The organism is Aggregatibacter kilianii, from assembly GCF_003130255.1.
GTDB lineage: Bacteria > Pseudomonadota > Gammaproteobacteria > Enterobacterales > Pasteurellaceae > Aggregatibacter > Aggregatibacter kilianii.
The window spans coordinates 286,682-299,891 of the sequence record NZ_NRCN01000001.1 but is presented as its reverse complement, the minus strand read 5'-3'; the positions used below and the strand labels follow the sequence as shown (position 1 = coordinate 299,891).

The 13,210-nt window shown below is 41.3% G+C and carries 11 protein-coding genes; 5 read left to right on the top strand and 6 right to left on the bottom strand.

The window, feature by feature from the left end:
- Positions 1 to 64: 64 nt before the first annotated feature.
- The 4 genes from DK428_RS01260 to DK428_RS01245 form a co-directional block, all read right to left on the bottom strand.
- Positions 65 to 595, bottom strand: coding sequence for an REP-associated tyrosine transposase (locus tag DK428_RS01260; protein WP_005694080.1), 531 nt, complete (start codon positions 593 to 595; stop codon positions 65 to 67).
- A gap of 135 nt (positions 596 to 730) precedes the next feature.
- Complete coding sequence (locus DK428_RS01255) at positions 731 to 1,978, bottom strand: restriction endonuclease subunit S (RefSeq protein ID WP_109092116.1); 1,248 nt, start codon at positions 1,976 to 1,978, stop codon at positions 731 to 733.
- A gap of 83 nt (positions 1,979 to 2,061) precedes the next feature.
- A complete protein-coding gene (locus DK428_RS01250; protein ID WP_109063700.1) occupies positions 2,062 to 3,606 on the bottom strand; it encodes a type I restriction-modification system subunit M in 1,545 nt (514 codons plus the stop codon).
- Positions 3,607 to 3,793: 187 nt separating this feature from the next.
- Positions 3,794 to 5,761: a site-specific recombinase gene (locus DK428_RS01245; protein ID WP_109063699.1), complete on the bottom strand. Its 1,968-nt coding sequence runs from the start codon at positions 5,759 to 5,761 to the stop codon at positions 3,794 to 3,796.
- A gap of 370 nt (positions 5,762 to 6,131) precedes the next feature.
- On the opposite strand from DK428_RS01245, the gene DK428_RS01240 reads away from it, so the two are divergent.
- From DK428_RS01240 to DK428_RS01230, 3 genes are all read left to right on the top strand, one after another.
- On the top strand, positions 6,132 to 7,160 hold the full coding sequence (locus tag DK428_RS01240) for an ABC transporter substrate-binding protein (RefSeq protein WP_109063698.1): 1,029 nt from the start codon (positions 6,132 to 6,134) through the stop codon (positions 7,158 to 7,160).
- A 163-nt stretch (positions 7,161 to 7,323) separates the two neighbouring features.
- Complete coding sequence (locus DK428_RS01235; protein WP_109063697.1) at positions 7,324 to 9,348, top strand: ABC transporter permease; 2,025 nt, start codon at positions 7,324 to 7,326, stop codon at positions 9,346 to 9,348.
- Entirely contained in the window at positions 9,349 to 10,389 is a 1,041-nt protein-coding gene (locus DK428_RS01230) for an ATP-binding cassette domain-containing protein (RefSeq protein ID WP_109063696.1), read from the top strand.
- 74 nt (positions 10,390 to 10,463) lie between these two features.
- On the opposite strand, the gene ybaK is transcribed toward DK428_RS01230, so the two are convergent.
- Positions 10,464 to 10,943 (bottom strand): Cys-tRNA(Pro) deacylase, encoded by a 480-nt coding sequence (gene ybaK, locus DK428_RS01225; protein ID WP_109063695.1) that lies wholly within the window; start codon positions 10,941 to 10,943, stop codon positions 10,464 to 10,466.
- 60 nt (positions 10,944 to 11,003) lie between these two features.
- Between ybaK and DK428_RS01220 the strand changes: the two genes are divergently transcribed.
- Positions 11,004 to 11,975, top strand: coding sequence for an oxidoreductase (locus tag DK428_RS01220; RefSeq protein WP_109063694.1), 972 nt, complete (start codon positions 11,004 to 11,006; stop codon positions 11,973 to 11,975).
- Positions 11,976 to 12,028: 53 nt separating this feature from the next.
- Positions 12,029 to 12,658, top strand: coding sequence for a DUF1919 domain-containing protein (locus DK428_RS01215; protein WP_109063693.1), 630 nt, complete (start codon positions 12,029 to 12,031; stop codon positions 12,656 to 12,658).
- A gap of 69 nt (positions 12,659 to 12,727) precedes the next feature.
- On the opposite strand, the gene DK428_RS01210 is transcribed toward DK428_RS01215, so the two are convergent.
- Complete coding sequence (locus DK428_RS01210) at positions 12,728 to 13,210, bottom strand: redoxin family protein (RefSeq protein ID WP_109063692.1); 483 nt, start codon at positions 13,208 to 13,210, stop codon at positions 12,728 to 12,730.

Here is a 13,210-nt window from a genome sequence, read left to right as displayed (position 1 = left end):
GGTGGGCTTTAGCCCACCGTTTGTTATAGTTAATTGGCGGGCTGAAGCCCACCCTACGGTATTGTTATATATCACCTTTAATTTTCAAATCTGGATTGCCTCCCCAATCTTCAGGATAAATCTCTGCTTTCACATCACGATGGAAGGAAGAATACGGCCAATCTTTTACTACCTCAACATAGCCGTGTTTCACGGGATTGTAATAAATATAATCTAAATGATTCGCTAAATCTTTATCATCACGAATTAAATGCTCCCAAAATCGGCGTTGCCAAATACCTGATTCTCGATATTTTTGTCTATTTTTATTAAATTGTCGGCATTCTTTTGGAAGTTGTCGTGTAAATTGTGTTTTTAAATATGCGATGCGTATTGCGTAATTATCATCATTTTCAGGTAATTGCATCAGTAAATGAATATGATCGGGCAAAATACAAATTGCTACTGTTTCGAATGGATAATGTTCACAAGTTTGTTTATATGCAGATCTAAATTCATTGATATAGTCAGTTAGATAAGATTTTGTTCTATCTTGTAAAACAATTGTGAAAAAATATAATCCACCTTTAGTAAAATCGCGACGATAATTAGACATATATTATTCCAAATTGTAGTTCGTAGGGTGGGGTTTAGCCCACCATAAAAATATTCTCATTACATTGTAGGGTGGGCTTTAGCACACCGTTTTATTTATGGTTGTTAATTGGTGGGCTGAAGCCCACCCTACAGGTTACGAGAAATTCAGTAACAATTCTCTATAATATTCATACCGCTTTTGGCTTTGCTTAATCGCTAAAGGTAAGCCTTCGGTGATGGAGTTTGTGAGGGTTTCAAATTTATCGAGGATTGAAACGATGCGTTGTTGTTCTTCAAATGGAGGAAGAGGGATTTCATAATTTAAAAAATTATCAACTCTAATTCTAATTACTTTTGTGCCTTGGGCATATTTTTCCTTAAATTTATAAAATCTTTCTGTTTGTAAAACATACGTTAAGTATTTCGTATTCACTTTTTTATTGGGTCTAAATGCAAACATATCACCTGAAAAAGCTATTTCACTACCAAGCCAACCAAGAGGTTTCATTACATCTTTTACATTTTCACTAGTTCCAGCAATTAATACATCACCATATTTTGCTTTTTTTAATTTTTTAGCTAATTCAGCTGAAACAAAAGATTTGGTTTCAGTAGCAAATGTGCCGTAGTAAGTATAAATTTGGCCATAATGAATGGCCGGAACACCTGTTTCTGTAAAATCTTTTTTCTGCAACCCATTACCACGAATTAACTCACCCAAATCAATCAGTTTTATCCATTGGATTGCCCCCCCCGATAGCTCTAGACTATCGAAAGATAACAATTTCTCCCGATAGTATTCATACTGCTTCCGGCGTAGTATAAGCTCGCTGGTAAGCTCGCTGGTAAGCTCGCTGGTAAGCGCTGTCAATGCATCCAAAATTTTTACGATTTCGGTTTGGACGGGGAGTGGGGGGATGGGGATTGGAAATCTCCTAAATCCATTCATATCAACGGATGCAAAACTAGACATAGTGGTATTTTTTTGACACCAATCATCAAGCGTAAAACAGTAATGGTATAGAAAATAAATATTAAATTTATCGATATATTCTGGTTTTAAAGATAAAACAGTAAATCTTTGATTTGCTAAAAATGGTATGGTTATTAAAGCGTGTTCACCAATAGTTGCAGAGGTTGCAATAATAATTGAATTTGCGGGGAAAAGTTTTCCGCCTTTAACCGCACTTTCTGAAACCTTTTGTAATGCTGTATTTAAAATGCGTCCATTTTCTCGAATATCTTCCATTCTAAACCAAGGAATTGAGCCATTTTCCCAATATTCTTTTATTCCTTTTGATGGGGTGTAGCCATTTTTTAAATGGAATACTTCATCGAGCGTCTCCCACTCAACCTCAGCCCCATCCAATAATTTTTCTAAAAAAGTGCAGTTATTTTTCATTGTGTTTTTGTTGTTCCTAGTAGGGTGGGCTTTAGCCCACCGTGTGTTATCGTAAATTGGTGGGCTGAAGCCCACCCTACATTTTATGCTTCAATCTCTGCTACAATTTTATCAATTTCTGCACGCAAGCGGTCGATGTTGGCAACGGTTTGTTTAATTTCAGCGTTGAGTTTATCGATATCAATCACCTCTCGGGTGTCTTTTTGTTCCACATAAGAACTCACCGCAAGGTTGTAGTCATTTTGGGCGATTTCTTCAAGGGAAACCGATTTTGCCAAATGTGGCACATCTTCTTTATAGGCAAACAATTTGAGAATTTGCTCAATATGTTCCTCTTCCAAAAGGTTGTTATTGGTGGCGGATTTAAATAAACCGCTGGCATCAATAAATTGGGTTTGGGTATTGGGTTTATGTTTGGAAAGCACCAAAATATTCACTGCAATACTGGTGCCGAAAAATAGATTTGGCGCTAAGGCAATTACCGTTTCCACATAGTTATTATCGACCAAATATTGACGAATTTTTTGTTCCGCACCGCCGCGGTAAAAAATGCCGGGGAAAGAGACAATCGCCGCGCGACCTTTTGCTGAAAGATAACTTAATGCATGCAAAATAAAGGCAAAGTCCGCTTTGGATTTTGGTGCAAGCACGCCAGCAGGGGCAAAGCGTTCATCGTTAATTAGCGTTGGATCATCCGAACCAATCCATTTCACGGAGTAAGGCGGGTTAGAAACGATAGCATCGAAGGGTTTATCCTCACCAAATTGCGGATTCATTAAGGTGTTGCCAAGGGCGATATCAAACTTGTCGTAGTTGATGTTATGCAAAAACATATTCATACGGGCAAGGTTGTAAGTGGTGTGATTGATTTCCTGCCCGAAGAATCCTTCTTCAATGATGTGTTCATCAAATTGTTTTTTCGCTTGCAATAATAAAGAACCAGAACCAGCAGCCGGGTCGTAAATTTTATTAACTTTGTCTTGTCCATATAAAGCCAGTCGAGCAATCAGCTTGGAAACGCATTGTGGTGTAAAAAACTCGCCACCTGATTTACCGGCATTAGCGGCATAGTTAGAAATTAAAAATTCGTAAGCATCACCGAATAAATCGATATGATTATCTTCAAAGTCACCAAAATCTAACTCGGCAACGCCTTTTAATACGGCGGCTAGACGGCTATTTTTGTCGGCAACGGTATTACCCAAGCGGTTGCTGGTGGTATCAAAATCGGCAAATAAGCCTTTGATATCCTGCTCTGAAGGGTAGCCTATGGCGGAGTTTTCAATATCATTAAAGATTTGTTTTAATTCGGTATTAAGATTTGGATTGGTGTTGGCATTTGCCACCACATTTTTAAATAATTGGCTTGGGTAAATAAAATAACCCTTGGTTTTTACCGCATCTGCTTTAATTTCTGGCGTGATGATGTCATCAGATAAACCGGCATAGTTCACGCTTTTATCACCACCTTCAATATAATTAGCAAAGTTTTCGCTAATAAAGCGATAGAAAAGTGAGCCCAAAACGTATTGTTTAAAATCCCAACCATCGACAGAGCCGCGGACATCATTAGCGATTTGCCAAATACGGCGTTGAAGTTCGGCGCGTTGTTGAATTGCAGCTGCCATTAAAAGCTCCTTTGGAGAATAGAGTATTAAGTTAAGGCGCTATTCTACCTTTCGCTAGATCATTTATAAACATCAATAAGGCGGTTCGTATAATAAAAATCCCCATGGAAATAAATTCATGGGGATTTCAGATTATCTGAATAATGATAAAAATGCCGTAAAAAATGACCGCACTTTTATCTCAAATTTACTTTTCCAACTGTACAGGTAGGAACAAGCTCAATGGACGTTGTTTGAGGATTTGCCAGACACAGATCCAAATATCGCACCAATTATCCACTTCGGTGTTGAGGGAGCGGAGGGCAATCCATAAGGTGAGGGCAAAGCTGACGATAAGATTGACCAAACCGATGAGCAAGACGAAGACAATGCTTTGCGTTAATAATGACCAGCCGAAATCTCCGCTGACAGCGATGTAGCCTACGTTAGCAGAGGAGAAGGCAACATGACGAATATCCAGTGGAAGACCGGTTAAATAGCCAATGACACCGGTTAAGCCGAGCAACATACCGAAGCACAAATTTCCCATGATGGAGCCATAATTATCGTGCATATAATCAGCAAATTTGGTGCGGCATTGACTACTTAATATACGTTTGAGCAGTGGATGCTGGCGTAAGCGCATTTTGAGGTTGAGATAATTGCTGCGGTTGTCGAAGAAACCCGAAATAATACCTGAGCAGAATAGCCATACACCGGCAATAGCGGCAAACCATAAACTTCCTGCCAACGGATCAATGCTGTGTAATTGATACTCGATCATCGCTTTGTTTAATAATGGTGTTCCTGTTTGGTGTTCCACAACAAAAGCAATCAGTGCGGCTAAGCTGATGGCAACCATCACGTTGCCTAACACGGCAACACTTTGTGACCGAAATACGTCCACCAATAATTGAGCCAATTTCATGTTTAAGTTGCGGTCTTGCGGATTACGTTCCACCGCGTCGGCAAAGCGGGCCGCTGTCATGGCAGGCTGTTTGGTGGCAACAGTGAAGTGCAACATAAAAATTAAGGTGAAGCCGAAGCCATAATTTAATCCTTCTACGATACCTTTCCACACTTTGTCGTCAATGACCGTGCCTAAATAAATTTTAAATAAGGCCATTAAGGCGATTAAGATTCCGCCCCCCGCAGCGGAATAAAACATGGCGAAATATTCTTTTCGGTTACGTGTGATGTAATGTTCGCCGTGGTCCCCCGCATTTTGCGTAATGCTTCGCGCTACCAGTTTGTTGCTCTGTTTCCATAATCGGGAAATGCTGTGTTGCTCGGCGGACGCACCGGCAATGCTACCGGCTAATAAGAGAATTCGACGTGGCAAATAACGGTTAGACGCAAAAATCGCCATGAGTTTTTCTAAACGTTCTAAGGTTTGTTCGAGACGTTCCAGTAAATAAGTGACATTGAATGAGGTGCCGACAACCGTACCGCGTTTTTGCAGGCGATCAATTAATTCGCGACATTGTTCTATCATGACCTGTAAATGGCTGTCATCAAAAGCGTGTTGAGCGCGACGGGCCTGTAACCAGTCCACCACTTCACGGTGTAGCGCAACAAAAGGCGAATCGGCATTGAGTAATGTGGGTTCCATTCGCATGAGTTCCGGTTCCATGTCTTCAGCGGCGATCCAAATTGAGAGCATCTCAATAGCAAATAGTCCTTCTGCTTGAAAGTGTTGATGTACCCGCTGTTTATCGCTGTCAGTGGCATAACGACGTAATAAACGGATCAAACCACACCATTCTTTTAATGGGACGGCATTAATCCAACGGGCGTCGTTTTTATCACTGAATAACAAATAAAACACATCGCGCAGATCATTAACGTCTTTAAAAGAAGGATTAATCCGTTCGTATAAACGATTCTTCATTTCACGCCCGAAACCTTCCCGTGCCAAAATGCCACTGCTAATAAATAAGGGATATAAACGCATACTGCACAACCAACGACAAAGCATTGTACTAAGTGCGCGGGCTAGGGGTTTATTTTCTTTTAAGTTGTACTTAATGAGGCGTAAGGCAGGCACCACTTGTTGTGATTCACATTGACGCAACCAATAACAAAGTCCTTCTAACAGCTCGAACGTATTATTTGTCGCGGTGTGTTGTTGTAAAAATGTGTTTAAGGTTTCTGGTGTAAATGATGAATATTTCACGAATATAGACCTCCTTGAATGTTTATGATTTATTTTTGAGCAGCGAATTATAAAGAAAATCAAAGGGAAAATGCAAATTGAAGGGTAAAGTGCGGTCGAAAAATATCGCGTTTTTTAGGAATGTTGTGTAGCCAGTGGCCTTAAAGGGGAAAATAAGCGAATGGGTTAGCCTATGAATAATTTTATGATGGATTTTAATAGGAGAGAAAAGCCCTAGTCGCGCTATTTCTTCAGTGTTTTTAATAAATTATTGGTTGTACCTGTTTCTTTTCCGGGAAAAAATTTAACGTAATCCATTTAGTATTTTGTATTCAATAGCATATAATCGCCGACATCAATGATGATACTAACTTAAAAAGAGGGATCCAAAATGAAAAAATGGTTTAAACGCAGTTTAGGTTTAGTTTGTCTTACACCGTTATTATTAAGTCAACAGGCTTCCGCAGAAGGGCGTTTGACCGTGTATTGCACGGTGCAAAATGCTTTGTGTGAAAAAGTCACTACCTTATTTGGTGAAAAATATAATGTCAAAAGCGAGTTCGTGCATGGTGGCACGGAAACTATTTTTGGCAAGATCAAAGCGGAAAAAGACAACCCGCAAGCGGATTTTTGGTATGGCGGCACTATTGAACCGCATTTTCAGGCCGGTGAGTTAGGCTTATTGGAAGCCTACCGTTCGCCAAAACAGGCAGAAATCCTACCGCAGTTTAAATCACTCATGGAGCAAAAAGGCGAATTCACTTCCGTGGCATATATGTTGGTGCTGGGCTTTGGCGTGAATACACAGAAATTAGCACAACTTGGTTTGCCAACACCGAAAACCTGGGAAGATTTACTCAAACCGGAATACAAAGGTGAAATTCAACTGCCTGATCCACGTGCTTCCGGCACCACTTACACAATTATGGCGACGTTAATTCAACTTTTGGGTGAAGAAAAAGCCTTTGATTATCTGAAAAAACTCAATGAAAACGTATCCCAATATGTGAAAAGTAATTTAGTCACAGCGAATTTGTCTCGCGGTGAAAGTGCGGTGAGTGTCGGTTTTGTGCATGCCTATGCCACCGAGAAAGAAAAAGGCGCGCCGGTGGAAACCGTAATTCCTGAAGGCAAAACCGGCTATGCATTAGGCGGTGCAAGCATTATTAAAGGGACGCGTAATTTAGATAATGCCAAATTATTTATGGATTTTGTGCTTTCCAAAGAGGTGCAGGAAATTCCATGGCGTGAATTTGGGTTATATCAAATCCCGAGCAATGCCAATGCGCAAGCCTCGCCAAAATCAGTCGATCCGAAAACGTTACAATTATTGGATTTTGATTTCGTCAAATTTGGTTCTAAAGACGAAGGTAAGCGGTTAATTAATAAATGGCTTGCAGAAATTAAATTGGCGAAATAGTATGTCATTCTTTTACAAGACGATTTGAGCTTGAGCGTAGTGAACTAGTGGCACTATCCGAAGCAAGAGTCTTGTTTTTTTGGAAGGCTGAAATTACGTATGGTTTGCAACAAGTTCATCAGCCGTAATTTCAGCCTTGCCTAACGGTTTATTTCAATATTTCATGTTTAAAAACCTGTTCCATCACAATATCACTTGGATTTTGCCCGCGTTTTTGGCGTTCGCATTTTTACCTGCGCGCGCCTTGGATTATGGTATTTTCGGCGCGACTTCCTCGGAATATTTAGCCGCGATGGGATGGTCAAAGATAAATATCAGTTGGCTTTGGTTTTCCTCTTTATTGATTTTTCCCTGGCTTCAACGTCATTCCGACAACCCTTCATTAGCTAAAACAACAGTAATTCTGACCGCACTTGTTGCTTTATTTATTTGGTTTTCTGCCGAGTTTTTCCGTTTTCGTTTTGGCTATGCGGTCATTTTTCTGTTTATTGCATTATGGGCAATATTAACCGATGCGTTAGCCCGCTTACGTGTTATGCAAGGCGATCGTTTCTTGCTGGCTACGGCTATCGGATTAGTTGTGTTAGTGGTCGGGTTTATTTTTTATCCTATCAGCAAATTATTTACGATTTTCTTCAGCGGAGAAGAAGGCGATTGGCATACCGTAACCGAATTATTAGGCCATTCTGCCTTGTGGAAGGTAGTGGGAAATTCGTTGGCGGTCTCTGCTTCTGTTGGGCTTTTCTCCGTTATCTTTGCGCTCATTTTTGCTCTTTACACCACGCGCATTGCCAAACGCAGTTTGTTTGTTAGCAAAGTTTTTGCCATTTTGCCGATGGTGACGCCTCCTTTTGTCGTGAGCCTTGGTGTGATGTTAATGTTTGGCCGTTCCGGCTATGTGACGCAATTTTTCGTGCAATATTTTGGTATCAATACCAACTGGTTATACGGCTTTAACGGCATTTTAATTTCCCACACCTTAGCGCTCACGCCCATGGCTTTTATGCTCATTGAGGGTGCCTTAAAAAATCTTTCGCCCAAATTGGAAGAAGCGGGAGTCATGCTTGGTGCAAGCCGTTGGCAAAGTTTTCGTTTTATTGTGTTGCCCTTATTAAAACCTGCATTGGCCAATGCGTTTTTAATTGTGATGGTGCAATCCTTGGCGGATTTCAGTTCGCCTTTTGTATTGGGTGGAAATTTTGACGTATTGGCGACGCAAATTTATTTTTATATTGTGGGCGCGCAAAATGATTATTTATCTGCCAGCACCTTAGGCATTATTTTGTTGAGTATTTCCCTCGGTATTTTCTGGTTGCAATACCGTTTTATCGGGCAACAAAATTATGTCACTTTATCCGGTAAAGGCTTTGAGGGCAGAGCAACGCCGTTATCCTTCGGTTTGAAAACGTTGGTTATCGCCATTTTTATACTTTGGGTCGGTTTTAACGCCTTGTTGTACGGCAGTATTTTCTATGGCAGCTTTATGCAAAATTGGGGCGTGGATAATACGTTTACTTTCCGGCATTACATCATGTTATTTGGGCAGGGCTGGAAAAACGGCGCCATTCCGTCCTTGGTGCAAACTGTGTTATTTGCCGTCATTGCCGCGCCTTTTACGGCTATTAGCGGCTTTTTATTGGCGTATTTTTTCTCACGTCGGCGTTTTTTCGGCAAAAAGCATATTGAATTTTTAACCTTGCTGAGTTTTGCGGTGCCGGGTACGGTGGCCGGGGTGTCTTATATTCTGGCGTTTAATAATGTACCTTTATATTTAACCGGCACGGGCGTGATTATTGTGCTTTCCATGATTACCCGCAATATGCCCATTGGATTGCGCGCAGCATTGGTAAATTTCAAACAACTGGATCCCTCTTTAGACGAAGCGGCTTATTCACTAAAAGCGAGCAGTTTTAAGGTGCTACGTTTTATCACGTTGCCCTTATTAAAACCGGCGCTATTGTCTGCATTGGTGACCAGTTTTGTGCGTGCGATGACAACCATCAGCGCGATTATTTTCTTGGTTACACCAAGTACCCGCGTAGCGACTTCGTTTATTTTAAATCGCGTGGAAGACGGCGATTATGGCTTGGCGGTGGCCTACGGCGCCAGTTTAATTGTGATTATGATGCTGATTATTGGTGTATTTAGCCGTTGGATTGGCAATACACCGTTGCCACAGAGACGATAAATGACACAACATATTGAATTAAAAAATATTTATAAATCTTTCGGCCAAACGAAAGTGTTGCAGGATTTTAATCTGACCTTTCAAAAGAGCAAGTTCACCACGTTGCTTGGTGCGTCAGGTTGCGGTAAAACCACGATTTTACGCTTAATTGCCGGCCTGGAGGAGCTCGATCAAGGACAGATTTTATGTGATGGACGGGATATTAGTTTGTTGCCACCACAACAACGTGGCGTCGGCATTGTATTTCAATCTTATGCGCTGTTTCCTCATCTTAGCGTGGGTGAAAATGTTGCGTTCGGGTTAAAAATGCAAGAAGAAAACCCCACCAATATTGCCGAAAAAGTCAAAAATGCCCTAAAAATGGTGGAATTAGAAGGCTTTGAACAACGCGGTATCGAGCAACTTTCCGGCGGACAACAACAGCGCGTTGCACTCGCACGGGCATTGGTGATTGCACCGCAAATTCTGCTTTTCGATGAGCCTTTGAGTAATTTGGATACTAATTTGCGTCGAACCATGCGCGAAATGATTCGTCATTTGCAACAACAATTGGGGATTACGGCGCTATATGTTACCCACGATCAAAGCGAAGCTTTTGCCGTATCTGATGAGGTGGTCGTGATGAATCAAGGCAAAGTGGATCAAATCGGCACGCCGAATCATCTTTATCGCTCGCCAAGCTCCTGCTTTACCGCGACATTTATGGGCGATGCGTCGTTCTTCCCGGTGAAAGCCAAGGCGGGCAAACTGTTTATGGGAGAAAGTCCCTTGCCGATTAGTTTGCAAGAACCATTAACGGACGGCGATTATCATTTAGGCATTCGTCCGGAAGGTGTGTTGCTTGCGGCCAATGGCGAGCCTTCCGCCCGTTGTGATATTCAAACGGCGGTCTTTATGGGGAATTATTGGGAAATTAATGTACTGTGGCATGGGATGCCGTTGTTGGTGCACTTGAATCCAAATGATTATGTTCCGAATCAGTCGCATTATTTCGTGCAACTGCGTCCAATTGGTTGGTTTGTGCTGCACATGGCGGCGTAAATGGAATTCAAAGTGCGGTCAAAAAAACAGATATTTTTTCCACCGCACTTTTCCTTTCTCTTCTGCGGATATTCCTACACGTCATCCACAATATCGATAAACTGCGCATTCAATATTTTTGCCAAGTCCTGCGGGGCGATTTCCACGCTTAACCCGCGTTTGCCGCCGGAAACGAAAATCTTCTCAAAATTGAGGGCGGATTGTTCAATGACGGTGGCGACACGTTTCTTTTGGCCTAGCGGACTGATGCCACCGACCAAATAACCCGTGCTTTTCTGTGCGGCATCTTTATCTGCCATTTCCACTTTTTTCACACCTAAGGCTTTGGCGGCTTTTTTTAAGCTTAACATATGGCTGGTCGGCAACACGAAACAAGCAAGTTTTTTCTGATCGCCGTTTTCGGCGACCAATAAAGTTTTGAAGGATTGGTCAGGGTTTATACCTAATTTTTCGGCGGCCTCGTCGCCAAAGTGAGTATTGTCAGGGTCGTGATCGTAGTGATGTAATGTGAAAGAGACTTTTTGCTTTTTGAGTAAATCAATTGCCGGCGTCATTGTATTTCCTTGTGATAATTCAGTAAAATGTAGCGCGTTTATTTTACTGCGGAGAGAAAAATGAGTACAAGATTAAATGTCGCCCTGGTAGCCGAATTCGATTTATGTGAGAAATTGGCAGAAGCATTAGAGCAGAGTTGTTTAGAAATTGAAAAATTATCCGTTGTCGAGCTTTTCCCTTTCGCCGAAGAACAAGGCATTCGTTTTAACAATAAAAGCGTAGCACAACTCAGTTTAGATGAAACCGAATGGTCGGATTTCGATTACGTTTTTTTCGCCGGCGAGTTAACTCATGCTACACACATTGCCAAAGCCGCTAGCGCAGGTTGTATGGTCATTGACTTGAAAGGCGTATGCGCCACGTTAAATGATGTGCCGGTGATTGTGCCAAGTGTTAACAACGAACAGTTGCTTTCACTACAACGTAACATTGTCTCATTACCTGATCCGCAAGTAACGCAATTCATTTTCTCCGTGTCACAATTAGCACGTGAAGCAAACTTATCACAAGTGTTAGTCACATCATTATTACCGGCCTCTTATATTGATAGCGAAACCGTCTCAAAACTTGCCGGTCAAACGGCACAATTGTTAAACGGCATTCCGCTCGACGAAGAACAGCAGCGCTTGGCTTTTGATGTGTTTCCATCTACAAAACACACCGTAAATTTGGCGGCGCAAGTGGAAAAAATCTTCCCGCAATTGCCAAATGTGATTTTCCATCAAGTGCAAGTGCCGGTGTTTTATGGCATGGCGCAAACAGTGACATTGTTATCCGACTATGAGTTGGATATGCAATCACAAATTAGTGCATGGCAGGGTAATGAATTGGTGGATTTCAATGAAACCCAATTATTCACTCCAGTAACCAACGGCGAAGCGGAAGCGGGTGAATCTGCCAAATTACATATCGGTGGGTTAACTGCGGTAGAAAATGGCGTGCAATTCTGGTTGGTGGCGGACGAGCAACGTTTTGACATTGCCTTGTTAGGCGTCAAATTGGCGGAATTGGTGTACCAAAAAGGGTATTAAGGTATAGAGCGGGTAAATTCACCTATATCCTGTTACTAAACTCGGAGTAAATTATGACTTTATTTTCAAAAATCAAAAGAGCAGTAAATAAATTTCACAGAAAATCCATTAATCAAGAATTAAAAAATCGCTTAACCAACCACAATATGTCAGTGATTTCCGCCAATTGCGTTGGCGCATTTATGTTGCATGATTTAGATGAGCCTTTTAATTCACCCTTTGTGAATTTATATATGAAACCGCGGGATTTTATTCGTTATTTGCAAAATATGGCGCATTATGATCAGCAAACGTTAGTTTTCGAGCCGACAAATAAGCCTTATCCTGTCGGAAAATTAGGGGATATTTTGATCCATTTTATGCATTATGACAGTGCGCGAGATGCTCAAGAAAAATGGGAAAACCGTTTAAAACGGGTGAATTTGGATAACCTGTTTATTATCATGACGGATAGAGACGAGCCTGCTGGCGTGCCTTATGAGGATCTTGTCGATTTTGATAATCTGCCGTTTAAAAATAAAGTCGTGTTTACCAATAAGCCTTACCCTGAATTGGCATCTGCTTTTTATATCAAGGGGTTTGAACAAGAAACTCACGTGGGGGATTTGTTTGCCTTTTCCGGTTGGAATGGGGCGAAGTATTACGATCAGTTTGATTATGTGGCGTGGTTTAATCAGCCTTAATGCAATTTGCAGTAGCAAGAAAACAAAAAAGTGCGGTAGAAATTCACCGCACTTTTTTATTTCAGTTTATCAATTCCCTGCCAACTGCTTAATTTGTGCCGTACCTAAATGCCCGGGGACAGTTTTTAGGATATTTAAATCTGCATCAAGCAATACGCTGGAAGGGTAGCCCCGCACTTTGGCACGTTTGAGGGTTTCGCCTTTTTCATCTAATAATACAATGATGTTTTTGTAATCCAACCCTTTGTACCACTCAATGAAATCTTGGGTTTCTTTTTCGCCTTTGGCTTCCGGAGAAACGATCGTGATAACGTCAAAGTTTTTGCTTTGATCGGCACTGAGTTCGTTAATTTCCGCCAAACCGGCAAGACAAATCGGACACCAAGACGCCCACATTTTGACGTAAACAGGTTTGCCTTTAGTTGTCACTTGATCGAGTGTTACCACGTTATTATTTAAGTCTTTAAATTGAACGTCTTTCAATGAGTTTTCTCCTTCGGCAAAGCTATTTACGCTGAATGCCATTAATAATAATGCAATGATTTTTTTCAT

What these genes read in the sequence shown, in the direction of transcription:
- DK428_RS01260 (WP_005694080.1), bottom strand. Translation starts at nt 595, where the DNA reads ATGTCTAATTATCGTCGCGATTTTACTAAAGGTGGATTATATTTTTTC.
- DK428_RS01255 (WP_109092116.1), bottom strand. Translation starts at nt 1,978, where the DNA reads ATGAAAAATAACTGCACTTTTTTAGAAAAATTATTGGATGGGGCTGAG.
- DK428_RS01250 (WP_109063700.1), bottom strand. Translation starts at nt 3,606, where the DNA reads ATGGCAGCTGCAATTCAACAACGCGCCGAACTTCAACGCCGTATTTGG.
- DK428_RS01240 (WP_109063698.1), top strand. Translation starts at nt 6,132, where the DNA reads ATGAAAAAATGGTTTAAACGCAGTTTAGGTTTAGTTTGTCTTACACCG.
- DK428_RS01235 (WP_109063697.1), top strand. Translation starts at nt 7,324, where the DNA reads ATGTTTAAAAACCTGTTCCATCACAATATCACTTGGATTTTGCCCGCG.
- DK428_RS01230 (WP_109063696.1), top strand. Translation starts at nt 9,349, where the DNA reads ATGACACAACATATTGAATTAAAAAATATTTATAAATCTTTCGGCCAA.
- ybaK (WP_109063695.1), bottom strand. Translation starts at nt 10,943, where the DNA reads ATGACGCCGGCAATTGATTTACTCAAAAAGCAAAAAGTCTCTTTCACA.
- DK428_RS01220 (WP_109063694.1), top strand. Translation starts at nt 11,004, where the DNA reads ATGAGTACAAGATTAAATGTCGCCCTGGTAGCCGAATTCGATTTATGT.
- DK428_RS01215 (WP_109063693.1), top strand. Translation starts at nt 12,029, where the DNA reads ATGACTTTATTTTCAAAAATCAAAAGAGCAGTAAATAAATTTCACAGA.
- DK428_RS01210 (WP_109063692.1), bottom strand. Translation starts at nt 13,210, where the DNA reads ATGAAAAAAATCATTGCATTATTATTAATGGCATTCAGCGTAAATAGC.